Genomic DNA, 15,572 nt, shown 5'->3' on the forward strand with positions numbered 1-15,572 from the left:
AAGAGTCACTGCCTGATTTTTTCGCTAAAATAGAATCAGGGTGATGCTATGAGCGTAAAACCAACTGTTAGATTGGAAAATGTAACGAAAATCATAGGAAAGAAGACGATTATTGATCAAATATCATTTGAGATTTATCCGGGGGAAGTATTTGGGTTCCTGGGTCCAAATGGCGCCGGAAAAACGACTACCATCCGGATGCTTGTCGGACTCATCAAGCCAACGTCCGGGAAGGTTGAGATCTGCGGCTTTGATGTCAGAAAGCAATTTGTGAAGGCGATGCAGCGCCTCGGTTCCATCGTCGAAAATCCAGAACTGTATAAGTATTTAAGCGGCCGCGAAAACCTGCAGATCTTTGCGCGGATGCTGCCTGGAGTCGATGAAGAACGGATACAGGAAGTCATTGACCTGGTTGATCTGACAGCGAGGGTTGATGATCAGGTGCGGACCTATTCGCTGGGTATGCGGCAGCGCCTGGGAATTGCACAAGCCCTGTTAGGCCGTCCTGATGTCCTTATACTGGATGAGCCTACTAATGGCTTGGACCCTATGGGAATAAAAGATCTTCGCACATTCATCAGGAAGCTGGTCGATGAAACAGGTCTTTCCGTTCTTGTATCGAGTCATATTTTAAGTGAGATTGAACTGCTGGCCGATCGTGTGGCGATAATGAGCCACGGGAAGATTGTAAAGACCGGCAGCGTAAGCGATCTGGTCAATTCCCTGTCATCAGGTGTGGACTGGAGAGTCAGTGATTCTTTCCGGGCGCTCGCCATTTTGAATGAGTCTCCCCATGTCCAGGCTGCAGAGCTGTACGATGACCATACAATCCACACGCTTATGGACGAAAGTAAAACTTTCATTCTGAATGAAGCCTTATTGAAAGCTGGTATTGAGGTATGGACAATCGAAAGAAAAGTGCAGACATTGGAAGACCTATTTATTAGTTTGACAGGAGGCGATCATATTGTCTAATCCGAATATGGCGGGCCTGGTCCGCAATGAAGTAATGAAAATCGCCTCCAAAAAACGCTTGCCGGTTGTCATACTTATTTTGATCATTCTGGTCTCCATGTTTACATACGCACAATACCGGGAGATACAGGAGAAAATTGAAAAGCAGGGCACTCTGGACTGGAGGGTGGACCTGCAGCAGGAGATTGTCGACCGGCAAAACCGGCTGGCATCAAGCGGAATCCAGGACGAGTTCAGGCAGTTCCTGGAATTTGACCTCAAGCAAAAGCAATATTATCTCGACAATGATATCAACCCGAACTATCCCGGGGCCCCTACGTTTATACGAATCTTCTTCTCACAGGGACTTACACTTGTCCTGCCATTATTCATTATTATCATCATGGCTGATATCGTGAGCGGGGAGTACAATGACGGCACCATCAAAACCTTGCTGTCCCGGCCTGTCAGACGGTGGAAAATCCTGATGGCCAAATGGCTGACCGTTTTGCTGTATACATCACTGCTTATGGCGGCAACGGTGATTGTCTGTTATGCCGTGTCAGGACTCATACTTGGCTATGACGGATGGACAGCCCCAATATTAACCGGATTCCAGGTTTCGGCCACTGGCGAATTTTCAACAGAATTCATCCATACCCTGCCGATGTGGGAGTACTTGCTCATGTCAGTCGGGCTTGCCTGGGTGGTAACTGCTGTGGTTGGAACCATCAGCCTCATGATCTCTGTGCTCGTGAAAAACACAGCGACTGGAATAGGCGCGATGATGGCGGTGTTAATCGCCGGCACCCTGTTGAGTTCCATCGGGTCGAGCTGGACAAGCTCCAAGTATCTGGTGAACCTGAACTTTGATCTGATCAACTATCTGGAAGGCCAGGCACCGCCGATAGAAGGAATGACACTGCCATTTTCATTGATCATCCTTGCCGTATGGACGGCTGCCTGCCTGGCTGTGGCATTCTGGAACTTTACTCAGAAGGATATGTATTAATGAGCCAAGGGGACAGGTCCCTTGGCTCTTTTTGAGACTGGGCCGGGGGGTCTGTCCCCTTGGCTCGCATTCTGAACCAAGGGGACAGGTCCCGTGGCCCATTTTGCTGAGAACCGAGAAACCCTATCCATGTGGCATCTAGTCTAAAGAAGGGAGAGAAATTTATTGAGTGATAAACTTTACAATCTCATAAAAGTAATTTGTTTGGCAGTTATCGCCTTATCCAGTGTAATGATTGCGTTGGAGCTTATGAATATTAGACAGATCCTGCATTCGATTGGCCATTAGGTCCCAACAGGTTTACGGGCGAGTGTATAAGCTGGTTAGCAGAGATAATGCTGTAGAAATCGGGGTAGCTGTTGCTATTGGCCTGTTTGGTAATCAAGGAAGAACAATGGGTGACGATTGCAATTATGATAGCGAAAAAAGGTGAAATTACGGGTTGTCCATTTGCTGCCAGCAAGGCGGCTTTTTTTTATACCGAAAAATAAATGACCCAAAAATTGGAAACCTTTAGAGCTTGTGTCCGTATAAATTAGTCAAAAGAAAAAAGGCGGGTGGTTTTTTTGGAAGTTATACAAGGAAAAGATTTAAAGCCGAAGTATTTTGCTCTCGGCCTGATATTAGCCGTCAGTTGTTTGCCAATCAGTGTTTTAGGCGTTAATGCAATTCAGAAGTTTTATTTTCAGCCTGATTATCATCTGTTTTTCAGTACACCTAAGACAGCATATCTCCTGTTTATCATCGGATATTCCATCCTCTTTGTTATTCTGGCTTTACTTTTAAGTATAGCCGATTCAAAGTTTAAGCCTCTGCTGATTCTATCCAATATCCTCTTATCTGCGATTGCAGTCTTCTTCCTTTGGCAGTCCTTTCAAACCCATTCCTATCTGACCGAGGGGGGATTAAAGGTAAAGGCGCCTTTTGCCCGCGAACAGAACTTTGAATGGGACAGCATTCAAAAAGTCACACAAATAAGCAAACACGGAGTTCCCTACAGATTAGAGTTTCATATAAAAGATGCCGGGACATACAAATTTGACCTGCAAAGTGAATTTATTGTGAAGAGAAGCGCCTTTTATTCGCTGCTTGCTGAACAGAATGTTGAAATTGAAAGCAGGCAGCCGGATTAAGAAGCAGCCTTAAGGTTCATGGCTGCTGCTGGGCCAAAAGGTGATCACAATTTTATGCCGGCCGGGGTGCCGGATGGTCAGCTTAGGGAGAAATAAAGAACAAAAGAGAGGGGATTTCCATGGAAAAAATCTTAGTGAAAACAGGAATCTATTCATTTATTATTCCATTTTTTATATTGGTGGCTTTTATGAAAAGGGTAGATGAAAGAACCAATTTGGAGGGATACACTTCAACTATCGAAACGCCATACGCAGAATACTTCTTTACTATATTCCGCTATTCTGTGATTGTTTCCCTTATTGCGGTAGGGGTGGCATTTGCTTACTTGATGTCAGAAAAGAAAAAAGAAAATGAAGAGGAGCAAGGGAAGTGACCTTTCGCCTTGTCTGCTATTTAAGCAGGACTTATTAACGTTTTGGTGAAATTCTATACTGAATCAGCCTTTAAAAGGAGGACAGGAATGAACCGAACTGAATTTCTGTTAAGGATGCTTGATACTACCTTCAACAAGGAGAACTGGTATGCGCCATTGAAGCCTGCCATAGAAGGGCTATCCGCTGAACAGGCCAGCTGGAAGCCGGAAGGGGCTGCGGTAAAATCCATATGGGAGAATGTAAACCATCTTATCTATTACAAAGAGAGACTTGCGGCAAATCTAGCGGGACGGGAGTGGACTCGAAATCTTGATGGTGATGAAACTTTTTCTCTCACCGGCCAAGTAAATGATGAAAAGGTATGGAAAGCAGTCATAGAACGGGCAGAACTGGCCCATCACAGCGTAAGGAAAGCAATCATCCGGATTACGCCTGAAAGGCTTGAACAAAATGACCTTGAAGAAAAACTCTTAGACATCATGCTGCACGATGCTTACCATACCGGGCAGATTATTCAATTAAGGAAGATGCAAGGAACCTGGCCTTCTCAGCGCTAACAGTGGGCCAAGGGGACAGGTCCCTTGGCTCTCTCCTTAAAAATGGGCCAAGGTACCTGTCCCCATGGCTCAAAAAAAAATCTTTTAAATAGTTGTTGACTTCCATTCCCAATATATGATAAATTTATCTCGAATTAAAGATAATTTATTTCGGAATAAACATCGCAGCTTATTTTTTTGACAACATGTCTCGAATTCGAGATAAATAAAAATTATATTTTGGAGGAGATTTTAAATGGCAAAGTGGACAGTAGATCAATCGCATTCAGCAGTAGGTTTTGAAGTGAAGCACATGATGGTTTCAAAGGTGAAGGGTTCTTTTGATTCTTATACAGCAGATGTGGAAGCAGCAGATTTGACAGATCTGACAACAGCTTCAATCGCATTCACATTCGATGTTGCAAGCATTAATACACGCAGCGAGGACCGTGAGAACCACCTGAAGTCAGCTGATTTCTTTGATGTTGAAAACTACCCGACGATTGATTTCAAATCAACAAACATCGTAAAAGACGGCGATGATTTTAAAGTAACAGGCGATTTAACTATCAAGGGCGTGACAAAGCCGGTCACTTTTGATGTAGAATACGGCGGCAAAGGAACAAACCCTTGGGGCGTTGAAGTATACGGCTTTGAAGCAGCAGCAAAAATCAACCGTGAAGAATTCGGCCTGACTTGGAACGCAGCACTTGAAACTGGAGGCGTACTTGTAGGCAAGGATATTAAAATCAAAGTGGAACTAGAAGTAAATCCAGCAGCATAATTAAGAGTTGAAATGGAAGAGCTGCCGGTTAAAGGAGAAAAACGTATGAATGATAAGTTGAAAGCTGTAACGGTCATACTACGTGCTTCCCAAGCCATTCAAGAAGCGATTCGCAAAGATGCAGCCAACTACGACTTGAATCCTACGGAATTCTCTGTTCTTGAGCTCTTATACCATAAGGGTGATCAGCCTATTCAGATGATTGGCAGGAAAGTTTTGATCTCGAGCAGCAGCATTACTTATGTGGTGGATAAATTAGAGCAGAAAAATTATGTGAGGCGCCAGGGGTGCCCAGAAGACCGCCGGGTCATATATGCGGTGCTGACAGCTGAGGGGAAGGCTTTGATGGATCATGTCTTTCCCCGGCATGAAAGCAAAATGGGTGAAGTGTTCGATGAGTTAAGTGCGGATGAAGTCAATCAAACGATTGATTTAATGAAAAAAATTGGCTGCAGGGCAGAACGCATTTAATTTTTTTTTGAAAACATATCTCGAATTCGAGATATGTTGAGCCAAGGGGACAGACATATTGGCCCAAATGAGCCGAGGTACCTGTCCCCCAGGCTCTGGAGATATGTTGGAAGGGGAGCTATTCTATGGGTTTTCTAAATAAACTATTTGGAACAAAAAAAGAGGAGGAAGAAACAATGACAAAATTAAACATTGGTATCATTCTAGGTTCTACACGTGAAGGGCGGGTAAGCCCGCAAGTAGGTGCGTGGGTGAAAGAAGTAGCTGACAAGCGCGGTGACGCGAACTATACCATCATTGATATCGCTGACTACAAGCTTCCATTGCTTGGCGAAGCGGGCGCAGATGCTTCTGGGGCTGCTGCATGGTCAGAAATCGTTGCTGCCCAGGACGGATTCATTTTCATTGTGCAGGAATACAACCACTCTATCACAGGCGCACTGAAAAATGCACTGGATTACCTGCGTGTTGAGTGGAACAATAAAGCAGCTGGAATCGTTTCTTACGGTTCAGTAGGCGGGGCGCGAGCTGCAGAACACTTGCGCGGCATTCTGGGTGAATTGTCAGTAGCTGACGTCCGCGTACATCCGGCACTGTCTTTATTCACAGACTTTGAAAATGGCAATCAGTTCAAACCAAAAGAAGTACAAGAGGATTCAGTCAATCAAATGCTGGATCAACTGATCCCTTGGTCAACAGCTCTTTCCACAATCCGCTAAGCGGCGGCAGAGTCTATTATATACAGGTGCAGCTTCATGCACCTGTATATATCCTAAATATAAAAAAGGGGTATAAAGGTTGAGCAGATCCTGATCAATCCAATTGATCGATGTGCTCAGAAGTTATACGGCGAAAAGGGGAGCCAAGGGGACAGGTTCCATGGCCCAAGTGGGCCGAGGGACCTGTCCCCCTGGCTCAAACTGAAAGGAGAATATATATGAAAAAAGAGACAATGGGTATTCATCATATTACGGCGATTGTAGGGCATCCGCAGGAGAATCTAGATTTTTACGCAGGGGTGCTGGGCTTGCGCCTGGTCAAACAGACAGTGAATTTTGACGATCCGGGCACATATCATCTTTATTTTGGAGATGAAGGCGGGAAACCTGGGACTATCATCACCTTCTTCCCATGGGCCGGTGCCCGCCAAGGGGTTATTGGGGATGGCCAGGTTGGTGTGACATCATATATGGTTCCAAAGGGTGCCATGAGGTTCTGGGCAGAAAGGCTCCAGAAGTTTGAAGTTCCTTTTACAAAAATCGAGCGCTTTGGTGAGCAATACTTGGCATTTGATGACCCTCATGGGCTGCAGCTTGAAATTGTGGAAAGAGAAGAAGGGGAAGCGAACGCATGGGAATTCGGCGGCATTACTCCTGAAGTGGCGATCAAGGGCTTTGGGGGCGCGACGCTGTTATCGGCGGAGCCTGCAAAAACTGCTGACCTCCTGGAGAATGTTATGGGGCTTGAAAGAGTTGGTGTGGAAGAGGATATTGCCCGCTTCCGCTCTTCCGCTGATATCGGCAATATCATCGACCTGAAATTGACTCCGGCCGGCCGCGGCCAGATGGGTGTCGGAACGGTGCACCATATCGCCTGGCGGGCAAGTGATGACGAAGATCAGCTGAGCTGGAGAAATTATATTGCTGAGAATGGATATGCTGTCACCCCAGTAAAAGACCGAAATTATTTCAACGCGATTTACTTCAGGGAGCATGGGGAAATTTTATTTGAGATAGCGACAGATCCTCCAGGCTTTGCACATGATGAATCACAGGCTACAATGGGAGAGAAGCTGATGCTTCCCGAGAAGTATGAGCAGTTCAGAGAGCAGTTAGAACATAGTCTAATCCCGATTAGTGTAAGAGAATTAGATTAACTTGCAAAGGAATGATTCAAATGCTTTCCATCGATCCTGTCAGCCTGCCGGAAAGAGAAAATTACAAATTTCTCATCGGCAGCATCATCCCTAGGCCCATTGCTTTTGTGACTACCCTCTCAAAGGGTGGTGTGGTGAACGGTGCACCATTCAGCTATTTCAACATTGTCTCGGCCAACCCGCCCATGATATCCCTATCCATCCAGCGTGCGCAGGGAAGGCAGAAGGATACAGCCAGAAACATTCTCGAGTCAAAGGAATTTGTGGTTCACATCGTTGATGAGCTCAATGTCGAAAAGGTCAATCAGACAGCGGCCAGCCTTCCTCCTGACCAGAGCGAAATAGAGGCAGCAGGTTTTACAGCAGAGGCAAGCGAAAAAATAGCAGTACCTGGCGTAAAGGAAGCAAAAATCCGGATGGAGTGCGTGCTGGAACATGCCCTGGAGTTAGGTGGTACAGACTCATCTGGTACCGACTTTATCATCGGGAAGGTTGTACAATTCCATATAGAAGAAGATCTATATGACAAGGGACGAATCGACCAGAAGGGGCTTGCTGCCGTCAGCAGACTGGCTGGGAATGATTATGCCAGGATTGGCGAAGTTTTTACGATAGAGCGGCCTGAATGATAATATATAAAATTACTGGAACCCTAATAATATTAGGGTTCTTTTTATGCGTGCAAACAATTGAATAAAGCATATTAGTCGAGAAGCAGACATGCAAGGTGAATAGGTGCTGCCCTAAAGCAGCCAAGGGCAAAATGGATTAATCCATTTTGATTATATAGGAAATAATCTCTTTTATTGTGTTTTTTCCAGCACTAACAAAAGTGTAAACGTTACAAAAAGAGTCTGTATGATGGTCTTCAAATTTCACAGTTCCATTAACGGATGCTGTTTTACCATGTGTAATGATATTTAATATTTCCACCTCAGTTATTTTTGGAGCAGCCTTCAAAGTGTTAGCGAGCTCTTCAAGACCTTGTATTGAATTATCATTTACTATATTCCAGCAAATATCGTCACTTGCGTGTTCAGAAATAAAATGAAAATCGTTAGTAGCAGCAGCCATTATGAAATCATATAGAAACTTCTTTTTAGGTGCATTTCCACAATCTGCAGGGGCTGTTATTTTTATGCCTTGATATTCAGTGTGCATTGTTCCCATATGTCTCAGCCCCTTTTTATTCTTTTTCAATTGCCTTCCAGGATGTGGACACCTGAAATTTATTTATTGAAAATAAACGCTCCCGCCTAAATTATCCTTCGTACTTTCCTTTAATGCTGAGGTGTTTATACTGCGCCCTTCCCTGCTGTAGTGAAAATCAATTAATTTCCCCAAACCTAAGAAAAAGGCTCCGATTGCCAGCAATATGATCCATAAAGGCATTACGCCCACCTCCTTTATCTATATATTAACATTTGTTGCCTGCATATACTTCTATTTATGTATTTTACTGGAAAATAATGAATGATGTTCTGATCAGGTTTCTGTTATGCTCACAATTTATCAATAAGGCAGGAAGTCAGGAAATTGCGGCGAATTAGTCATTATCTTATCAAAGGAGTGTGGCAAGTATGCCTCATGCTATTGATCTGCTGGCCGACCAGTTGTCAGCAAATGCGAATGATCCGAGCTGGTATGTTCCTTTTTCAGAAGCTGTTGAAGACTTATCAGAAAAAGATGCTTTTTGGAAGCCGAATGAGGAGAGCAACAGCATCGCCGAATTGGTCCAGCATCTTATTTATTGGAATGAAACCTGGCAAAAGAGGTATCAAAAGGGTCACGTCAATGCAGTTGCGCCAATTGGGAGCAATGATGAAAGCTTTGGGATACCGGAAAATAAAACATTCAGTGATTTAAAGGAGCGGCTGTTAGAGGTGCTATTTCAGTGGCAGGATCTGCTTTCCGAGGAAAAGCTGGAAAGTGAAGTGGAAGGGTTTCCTGAATCGGCAGAATGGTGGGCTATTATTGGAAATCTATGCACGCACAATGCGTATCATATTGGGCAGATTGTCTATGTACGGAAGCTGCAGGGCAGTTGGAGGCATAGTTAGTTTTTATCGGAGTCGAATGTAAAAAAGACAAATCTAATTTGAGAAAAAGGAGGAGGTTTTCATGCTCTTTATGCTCATCGTCAAAGCCTCAAAGAATTCGGAAGGACGTAATCTTCCCAGCCCTGAACTAATGGAAGCCATGACGAAGTACAATGAGGACCTAGTTAAGGCAGGTGTAAGGGTTATGGCGAAAGGCCTTCATCCCAGTTCAGATGGGATGCGCATTTCTTTTCCGAAACCGGGAGAAGATCCGGTGATTACAGAAGGTCCATTTGCTGAAACGAATGAATTGATCGCCGGATTCATTTTGATTGATGTGAAGTCAAAGGAAGAAGCCATCGGTTGGGCTAAGCGGATGCCGGACCCGCAGGGAAATGGGGAAGGGCAAATTGAATTTAGGCAGGTGTTTGAGTGAGGTGCGAGTGCAGGTCAAGGGGACGGAAGCTGCTGAGGCGATTATATGAAACTTGACTTTTACCAACTGGATATAGTGGACCAGAGGCAGTTAAAGTTTGCAGTAATAAGCGCCATCTACAAAGGAAAATGGGTGTATGTCAGGCATAAGGATAGAACCACATGGGAAATTGCAGGAGGACATAGAGAATTTGGAGAAAACATGGAGGGAACGGCCCAAAGAGAGTTATGTGAAGAAACGGGCTGTATAGATGGCGAGTTGATCCCAATATGTGACTATTCATTAGGCGATACGGCTGTTAAAAAATACGGAAGGCTATACCTTGGAGTAATAAGGGAATTGGGCCAGCTGCCTGCTTCAGAAATTGATGAGATCAAACTGTTTGAGGATTTACCCGTAAACCTTACTTATCCTGAAATCCAGCCGAAGCTGTTCGAAAAGACATTGGCGTTTATAAAACGCTATGAACAGTGATATACAATCAGGTTAGTTCCGTTAAGTAAGCTGAGCAGCTTCAGCTTTTTACCGCAGCAATATTTGGATAAAAAAGGAATTCTCATATTCTCTCTAGAATCTATATATAAATCAACTATAGGAGCACCTGATATGCACACAATACCTAAACACATTATTGCGGTTTCGGCGCTTATTGAAAACGAAAAGAATGAAGTGCTGCTGGTTAAGGTCCAATGGAGAAAGGATACCTGGGAAATGCCCGGGGGCCAGGTGGAGCTTGGGGAGCCGCTTGATCAGGCAGTCGTAAGGGAAGTTCTTGAGGAAACCGGACTGCATATCAAGCCCGTTGGCATCACAGGTGTTTATTATAATTCGACCAAGCAGATATTATCTGTTGTTTTTAAAGCATGGCACATCAAAGGGGAAATCAAAATCCCGCCTGAAGAGATAAGCGAAGCCAGGTTTGTGCTTTTAAATGAACACAATATTGGCCAATACATAACCCGGCCTCACATGAAATCACGGACACTGGATGCGATGAAAGCGAAGAATATCGTTCCTTATGAGACTTGGGAAATGGATCCTTATAACTTGGCAGGAAGGCTATATTGACCCTCTTTTTTTGCGAAGACAACCTGAAAAATTAAAGGAGCACCCCTATGATTCATTGGTTCCGCCACTTGCCCCAATTACATATGAATTCCTCTGAATGGACCCCTTTCATACAGAACAGCTGGTTCCGGGAACATTTTATGAAATTTGCTTATTTACTTCAGATTGTTATGTTTTTGGTGCCTGGCCTCATGGGAGGGCTGTTTACTGAATTACCCCTTTATATGCTCATTCTAATTGGAATTGCTGTCTTTATTGTTCATGAACTTCTGCACATTATCACCGTATATAAAGAAGGTGATATAAGCCTGACATTCAGCGGAACATTTTTTTGGCTGAATACCAATACCATACTATCAAAAAGAAGATTCCTGGTCTTTATGAGCCTGCCGTTTATAGGGTTGTCAGTGGTGCCAGCCATAGTGGCTCTTTTCGTAGCAAGAGAAATGCAAACGCTTCTCTTATTTGTAAGCTGGATTAATTTCATCATTTCAGCTGCAGATATCATTAATTCTTTCTTAATAGCAATCAAGCCGAAAGGCGCAGTGTTCTGCAGGGGGTATTACCGGATCGTTCAGATGAGGGAGCAGATTGTAGATGTAAGAGATTAAGACAGCTGGTGCAATCTTCAAAACCAACTGCAATCCGCGACCTATAGGAGGGATAGAATGGGTTTACTCATTACATTCATGAGCATATGGATCTTCACCTTCATGTTTGCAAGGCTGTTTAGTTTAGTTGGCGGCAACTGGAGCTTGTTTGCTAAAACGTATTGGCAAAATGACATAGTCATCTGTTTTGGACAGTCTCTCCTCATTACGTTATTGCTTGAAATGATGTAATGTCTGGGAATTTTATGCCATAAATTATCTGGAAAAAATAATAAGCCAAGAGAATCATATCCCTTGGCCAATCTATATTACTGGTAATGTTTCAGCATCATGGGAGTATAGGAATCCAAGGGCAGGGGTCTTAAAGAGAGGGTCGTGTCATAGGAGTAAATATGGCTGCTTTGTGCCAGCTTAAGGCATTTATACATAGCTTTTCCGCCAACCGCATTTGCTGAATGAACGGTTATATGGTCTGCAGAGAGTTTTTCCCTGACCATAATTTTGACCAGAAGCATACCGTTTTCTCTTTTGCTTTCCAGGTCATGGTCCAGTGATAAATGGCCAATTTCATAGGTGCGGAGAAGTTCTAAACATTCCACAATTGTATTCACATATACGAATCCATCCGGCGGTTTCCTATAGTCATCTAAGAATACATTGATTTTTTTCAAATTTCGCCCCCTTAATAAAGAGTGACTAAGAAAAGTTTCTTGTCCTTCATTAAAACCATAACACACCTTTCATGTATAGGTTAACATTCTTTACTATGGCAGCCAGTTAAACTACTAACGCAAACTCGACTGTTTTTACCAAATACTGTTACTTTGGCCTTGCCTCATTCGTATATTCATATATAAGAGCCCATACATACTAATCGCCATGTTAGGACGGGAGCTTTTCTGTCTGCGATTTTCATTTTTAGGGGGGGATATAGTTGGATATTAAATTTTCAAACAGGCCGAAGATATTTACTTTAGGGTTAATCTTTGCATTAGGTTGGCTTCCTCTGGGCTTTTTAGTCTTGATGTTTTATCAAAAAATAAATATATTCCCGGATACTGTTTATTTTCAGGATACGCCGAGTAAAGCCTATATGGTGAATATAGTGGGCGGTCTGCTTATAACAGCAGGTGTTCTGCTTTTCTTGCTTGAGAAGTTGTGGATAAAGGCTATTGGTGGGCTTGCCATATTGATTGCATTTATGCTTATATTTGGTGCCCTTCATACATACACCTATATTGATTCAACAGGGATTCACACTGCACCGCTGGAGGGATTTAAAGAAGAAGTAACTCTCTGGAATGATATTAATCAGGTTGTCATCGTCCTTGATAATGGCAAGCCCGAACAGCTGGAGTTTGAAAGTGAAAATGACACGTTTATCTATACATTAAAAGAGTATATGCCCAGAATGAAGCTTAGAGAATGGTTAGATGGCATTGGTGTCAAATATAGCGAGAGGAATATGTGACGAATCACACTTCTTTACATACAGTCATTTTGATCCGGTCTGAATACTTGAAAGCAGAAGCAGCTGCCATCCAGGCGGCTTTTCTTGTTTCAGAAAAGGTACAGGTGTCTGGTCAATATTGGTATATTATAGTAAGGGCATCTTAAGAGGGGGAGATACGATGGAGAAAAAATTAAGGGCCATGCTCGTTTTTCCAGCGGTGTTATTAGTCTTATTCGCATTGAGCAATGATAGATACAGAGAGCTGATATACATCGGCTATATCTTACTGTCGTTAAATCTGATCATTCTGGGCATCCAGGCCTTCAAAGACAACAAAAAATCCCCGTTTGCTTATGCTATCACATCCATATCAATATTAACCATTATCCTTTCACTAAAACTGTTGTTGTAATAACAGAATTTAAGTAGCAGCCAGGGGAGCTTTTTTTACCAAGAGGAGTGGAGGTAAAGCTTAACTCATGAGTAATGTGCATATCAGAAAAATGGATGCTTCCAATGAATGTGAAGTCAGGAAGATCAAACTAAAGCCCGGACAGGAAAAATTCATTGAAACTGTTGATGAGTGTTTGGAAGAAGCAGGTACATACAGTGAATGGCAGCCAGTAGTTATATATAGTGATGAAGAAGTGATTGGTTTTGCCATGTACGGCTCTTTTGGACCCAATAAAGATACATGGATTGACAGAATCATGATCGATGAAAGATATCAGGGCAAAGGCCTGGGGAAATTGGCGATGTTAAAACTGATTGATATCGCTTCAAGACAATATGATGTAAATGTTATCTACTTAAGTATCAAAGAAGAAAACAGGACAGCTTATCGTTTATACAAAAGTATCGGTTTTGAGGATATGAACGAAATAGATCCTCAGAATGGAGAGCTTTTATTTAAGTATACAGTTTGAGTAAAAGCTGCTCCCTGCTTATAGGCATAAGGGCAGGTCTGCTGTCCCTGTTTTAAAGGAATGGGCCAAGGGACCTGTCCCCTTGGCTTTTTTTAATTTTAGAAGGGTAAGTTATTGACAGTGAAAAATAATTTGTGGTATTATTAAAAATTTGATTAAAATATACATATGTGATAAGATTAAGGAAGTTGCGATATGGAGGGGATTATTTGTTTCAAATTGACGATAATGTTGTTTATCCGATGCATGGGGTAGGGATCATTAAAGCGATAGAAGAAAAGGAAGTTTTAGGGGAAAAACAACAATATTATGTCATTAAAATGTTGGTCGGCAATATGGAAGTTATGATTCCTGCAGGTAAGATAGTGAATTCAGGTATACGTCCTGTTACTGACATCATTGCATTAAAGCAACTTATGAATATTTTCCAGAATGGGGAAACAGATAGATTACTGCCCTGGAAGCAGCGATTTAAAGTGAATACGGATAAAATAAAAACAGGGAAAATTCAGGAATGTACGGAAGTTGTACGCGATTTAATGCGTATGAAGAAAGAAAAAGCACTTAACACAAGCGAAAGACAAATGTTGAATAACGCACATGAAATTTTGATCAGTGAACTGGGATTAATGAAAGGAATCACTGAAAACCAAATAAAAAGTTTCTGTTAAAGCAGCCTTAAAATATCCTTAATCAAAGTAAGGCTGCCAAGACACTCAACTTCTCCAACTCACCATTAGAAAATTAACCTCTTTTGTTATTTCTGCCGTCATCCATTTCAATCATTCATATTTCTACGACAAAGTATCTCCATACAACTCGATAAAATTGTCCCTAAAGTTTTTGGCAAATCCTGATTCACACTGGCACGGACACGGAGCCGTAAGGATGAAAGAGAGGCAGGGCTTTCATTGTTTTGGGTATATAAAAAAGAGATAATGGGACAGTTTTACTGTTCCATTTATAAAGGGCGGGTACAAGGAAAACTGGCTATCCGACCCGCAGGCAAACAAAAAAACCTCTGAATCAGAGGTTTTTTTGCAATTCAGAATTCAATTCTTTGTCAATCGCTTTGAGTGTTGATTCTATCGTATAAAATGTGTCAACAGCCTGTGTATGGGCATGTGTGACTTCAAATAGGTTTTCTTTATAGCATACATACAATACCGGCTGCTGGTTGTCATCATTGAAAGTTAATGAAATTTCACAGTTAGGGTATTCCTGTATGGTAGTTAACATTGTTCTCATGTGATCTAAAGACATATAGTCTCAGCCTCCTTCCACTATGGGGGGAGGTGACTAAGTAAAGTCTCGTAGTTCCCAACATATTTAAATAATTGATAATAAGTATAACATACTTTGTGCTTTTATCCAGAAAGAGGAGCCGGCTGGTAAAAGAAGGAATTGTTCTGCGTGTTAGAGAAGGTATGTAAGGCAGAAAAAAGGAGTGTGTTCATGGAAAGAGTAGATGTAGTCTATTCATTTATCTTTGACGAAAAACAGGAGAAGGTATTGGTTGTTAAGAATTCTAAATATGATAACTGGTCTTTGCCGGGCGGTTCGGTTGAAGCAGGAGAAACTCTATCGCAAGCAGCTATTCGGGAAGCTAAAGAAGAAACAGGCCTGACGATTGAGGTTGATGACATAATTTCTGTAAATGAAGCGATGATGATAAATCATGACCAACATGCCGTTTTTATTACATTCAAAGCAAGAGTCATAAGCGGCGAGATCAGTATACAAGATGCTGAAACAATAGCAGAAGTAAGATGGGTAAGTTTAGAAACTGCTGATGAAATGATGCCATATCATAAAAATGGGATCAGGTATTTGCTGGGTCAGTCAGCTCCCTATGTCTTTCAAGGGGAAGTGCGGTAGTTTAAGGGAAGGAGACATAG

26 protein-coding genes are annotated in these 15,572 nt (G+C 42.5%); 22 read left to right on the forward strand and 4 right to left on the reverse strand.

Going from position 1 to position 15,572, the window contains the following annotated elements; all coding sequences use genetic code 11:
- The first annotated feature begins 48 nt into the window (after nucleotides 1-48).
- The 10 genes from ABU165_RS04420 to ABU165_RS04465 all read left to right on the forward strand — a co-directional run bounded on the left by ABU165_RS04420 (nucleotide 49) and on the right by ABU165_RS04465 (nucleotide 7,770).
- Nucleotides 49-975 carry an ABC transporter ATP-binding protein gene (locus ABU165_RS04420; protein WP_129613114.1) on the forward strand — a complete coding sequence of 309 codons (927 nt, stop codon included), beginning with the start codon at nucleotides 49-51 and terminating at the stop codon, nucleotides 973-975.
- Nucleotides 968-1,966: an ABC transporter permease gene (locus ABU165_RS04425; protein ID WP_101548624.1), complete on the forward strand. Its 999-nt coding sequence runs from the start codon at nucleotides 968-970 to the stop codon at nucleotides 1,964-1,966. Before ABU165_RS04420 ends, ABU165_RS04425 begins: the two co-directional genes overlap by 8 nt.
- A 566-nt stretch (nucleotides 1,967-2,532) precedes the next feature.
- Nucleotides 2,533-3,099 carry a hypothetical protein gene (locus tag ABU165_RS04430; protein ID WP_318059640.1) on the forward strand — a complete coding sequence of 189 codons (567 nt, stop codon included), beginning with the start codon at nucleotides 2,533-2,535 and terminating at the stop codon, nucleotides 3,097-3,099.
- Nucleotides 3,100-3,218: 119 nt separating this feature from the next.
- Nucleotides 3,219-3,473 carry a hypothetical protein gene (locus ABU165_RS04435; protein ID WP_318059641.1) on the forward strand — a complete coding sequence of 85 codons (255 nt, stop codon included), beginning with the start codon at nucleotides 3,219-3,221 and terminating at the stop codon, nucleotides 3,471-3,473.
- Nucleotides 3,474-3,560: 87 nt separating this feature from the next.
- Entirely contained in the window at nucleotides 3,561-4,031 is a 471-nt protein-coding gene (locus ABU165_RS04440) for a DinB family protein (protein WP_101548627.1), read from the forward strand.
- A 235-nt stretch (nucleotides 4,032-4,266) separates the two neighbouring features.
- Complete coding sequence (locus ABU165_RS04445; RefSeq protein ID WP_009794593.1) at nucleotides 4,267-4,794, forward strand: YceI family protein; 528 nt, start codon at nucleotides 4,267-4,269, stop codon at nucleotides 4,792-4,794.
- Nucleotides 4,795-4,839: 45 nt separating this feature from the next.
- Nucleotides 4,840-5,265 carry a MarR family winged helix-turn-helix transcriptional regulator gene (locus ABU165_RS04450; RefSeq protein WP_009794592.1) on the forward strand — a complete coding sequence of 142 codons (426 nt, stop codon included), beginning with the start codon at nucleotides 4,840-4,842 and terminating at the stop codon, nucleotides 5,263-5,265.
- A 125-nt stretch (nucleotides 5,266-5,390) separates the two neighbouring features.
- The gene (locus ABU165_RS04455) at nucleotides 5,391-5,984 is read left to right on the forward strand and encodes an NADPH-dependent FMN reductase (protein WP_009794591.1); all 594 of its coding nucleotides are present in this window, start codon (nucleotides 5,391-5,393) and stop codon (nucleotides 5,982-5,984) included.
- A gap of 218 nt (nucleotides 5,985-6,202) precedes the next feature.
- Nucleotides 6,203-7,141, forward strand: a complete 939-nt coding sequence (locus ABU165_RS04460; protein ID WP_318059642.1) for a ring-cleaving dioxygenase — start codon at nucleotides 6,203-6,205, stop codon at nucleotides 7,139-7,141.
- Nucleotides 7,142-7,161: 20 nt separating this feature from the next.
- On the forward strand, nucleotides 7,162-7,770 hold the full coding sequence (locus ABU165_RS04465; RefSeq protein ID WP_306009757.1) for a flavin reductase family protein: 609 nt from the start codon (nucleotides 7,162-7,164) through the stop codon (nucleotides 7,768-7,770).
- A 139-nt stretch (nucleotides 7,771-7,909) separates the two neighbouring features.
- Here ABU165_RS04465 and ABU165_RS04470 read toward each other — a convergent pair whose 3' ends face one another.
- Both ABU165_RS04470 and ABU165_RS04475 read right to left on the reverse strand, forming a co-directional pair.
- Complete coding sequence (locus ABU165_RS04470; protein ID WP_129613117.1) at nucleotides 7,910-8,311, reverse strand: hypothetical protein; 402 nt, start codon at nucleotides 8,309-8,311, stop codon at nucleotides 7,910-7,912.
- A gap of 63 nt (nucleotides 8,312-8,374) precedes the next feature.
- Complete coding sequence (locus ABU165_RS04475) at nucleotides 8,375-8,533, reverse strand: hypothetical protein (protein WP_165352622.1); 159 nt, start codon at nucleotides 8,531-8,533, stop codon at nucleotides 8,375-8,377.
- Between the two features lie 188 nt (nucleotides 8,534-8,721).
- On the opposite strand from ABU165_RS04475, the gene ABU165_RS04480 reads away from it, so the two are divergent.
- The 6 genes from ABU165_RS04480 to ABU165_RS04505 all read left to right on the forward strand — a co-directional run bounded on the left by ABU165_RS04480 (nucleotide 8,722) and on the right by ABU165_RS04505 (nucleotide 11,526).
- Entirely contained in the window at nucleotides 8,722-9,201 is a 480-nt protein-coding gene (locus tag ABU165_RS04480) for a DinB family protein (RefSeq protein ID WP_101548634.1), read from the forward strand.
- A gap of 61 nt (nucleotides 9,202-9,262) precedes the next feature.
- Nucleotides 9,263-9,616, forward strand: a complete 354-nt coding sequence (locus ABU165_RS04485) for a YciI family protein (protein WP_253618910.1) — start codon at nucleotides 9,263-9,265, stop codon at nucleotides 9,614-9,616.
- Nucleotides 9,617-9,661: 45 nt separating this feature from the next.
- On the forward strand, nucleotides 9,662-10,090 hold the full coding sequence (locus tag ABU165_RS04490; RefSeq protein WP_101548639.1) for an NUDIX hydrolase: 429 nt from the start codon (nucleotides 9,662-9,664) through the stop codon (nucleotides 10,088-10,090).
- A 132-nt stretch (nucleotides 10,091-10,222) separates the two neighbouring features.
- Complete coding sequence (locus ABU165_RS04495; protein WP_101548641.1) at nucleotides 10,223-10,684, forward strand: NUDIX hydrolase; 462 nt, start codon at nucleotides 10,223-10,225, stop codon at nucleotides 10,682-10,684.
- Nucleotides 10,685-10,731: 47 nt separating this feature from the next.
- A complete protein-coding gene (locus ABU165_RS04500; RefSeq protein ID WP_253618908.1) occupies nucleotides 10,732-11,295 on the forward strand; it encodes a DUF3267 domain-containing protein in 564 nt (187 codons plus the stop codon).
- Nucleotides 11,296-11,352: 57 nt separating this feature from the next.
- Nucleotides 11,353-11,526 (forward strand): hypothetical protein, encoded by a 174-nt coding sequence (locus ABU165_RS04505; protein WP_009794578.1) that lies wholly within the window; start codon nucleotides 11,353-11,355, stop codon nucleotides 11,524-11,526.
- Nucleotides 11,527-11,603: 77 nt separating this feature from the next.
- On the opposite strand, the gene ABU165_RS04510 is transcribed toward ABU165_RS04505, so the two are convergent.
- Nucleotides 11,604-11,966: a cyclic-phosphate processing receiver domain-containing protein gene (locus tag ABU165_RS04510; protein WP_129613119.1), complete on the reverse strand. Its 363-nt coding sequence runs from the start codon at nucleotides 11,964-11,966 to the stop codon at nucleotides 11,604-11,606.
- A 263-nt stretch (nucleotides 11,967-12,229) separates the two neighbouring features.
- Here ABU165_RS04510 and ABU165_RS04515 point away from each other — a divergent pair, with 263 nt between their 5' ends.
- The 5 genes from ABU165_RS04515 to ABU165_RS04535 all read left to right on the forward strand — a co-directional run bounded on the left by ABU165_RS04515 (nucleotide 12,230) and on the right by ABU165_RS04535 (nucleotide 14,345).
- A complete protein-coding gene (locus ABU165_RS04515; RefSeq protein WP_318059643.1) occupies nucleotides 12,230-12,766 on the forward strand; it encodes an HPP family protein in 537 nt (178 codons plus the stop codon).
- Nucleotides 12,763-12,912, forward strand: coding sequence for a hypothetical protein (locus ABU165_RS04520; RefSeq protein ID WP_022544587.1), 150 nt, complete (start codon nucleotides 12,763-12,765; stop codon nucleotides 12,910-12,912). Before ABU165_RS04515 ends, ABU165_RS04520 begins: the two co-directional genes overlap by 4 nt.
- A gap of 14 nt (nucleotides 12,913-12,926) precedes the next feature.
- Nucleotides 12,927-13,160, forward strand: coding sequence for a hypothetical protein (locus ABU165_RS04525; RefSeq protein ID WP_318059644.1), 234 nt, complete (start codon nucleotides 12,927-12,929; stop codon nucleotides 13,158-13,160).
- Between the two features lie 67 nt (nucleotides 13,161-13,227).
- The gene (locus tag ABU165_RS04530) at nucleotides 13,228-13,674 is read left to right on the forward strand and encodes a GNAT family N-acetyltransferase (protein ID WP_129613122.1); all 447 of its coding nucleotides are present in this window, start codon (nucleotides 13,228-13,230) and stop codon (nucleotides 13,672-13,674) included.
- A gap of 188 nt (nucleotides 13,675-13,862) precedes the next feature.
- Entirely contained in the window at nucleotides 13,863-14,345 is a 483-nt protein-coding gene (locus ABU165_RS04535) for a CarD family transcriptional regulator (RefSeq protein WP_009794572.1), read from the forward strand.
- Between the two features lie 355 nt (nucleotides 14,346-14,700).
- Here ABU165_RS04535 and ABU165_RS04540 read toward each other — a convergent pair whose 3' ends face one another.
- A complete protein-coding gene (locus ABU165_RS04540; protein WP_022544585.1) occupies nucleotides 14,701-14,937 on the reverse strand; it encodes a hypothetical protein in 237 nt (78 codons plus the stop codon).
- A gap of 192 nt (nucleotides 14,938-15,129) precedes the next feature.
- Here ABU165_RS04540 and ABU165_RS04545 point away from each other — a divergent pair, with 192 nt between their 5' ends.
- Nucleotides 15,130-15,552, forward strand: coding sequence for an NUDIX hydrolase (locus ABU165_RS04545; RefSeq protein ID WP_165352624.1), 423 nt, complete (start codon nucleotides 15,130-15,132; stop codon nucleotides 15,550-15,552).
- Nucleotides 15,553-15,572 lie beyond the last annotated feature (20 nt).

The sequence above is a fragment of the Cytobacillus sp. T106 genome (assembly GCF_040492155.1).
GTDB lineage: Bacteria > Bacillota > Bacilli > Bacillales > Cytobacillaceae > Bacillus_AB > Bacillus_AB infantis.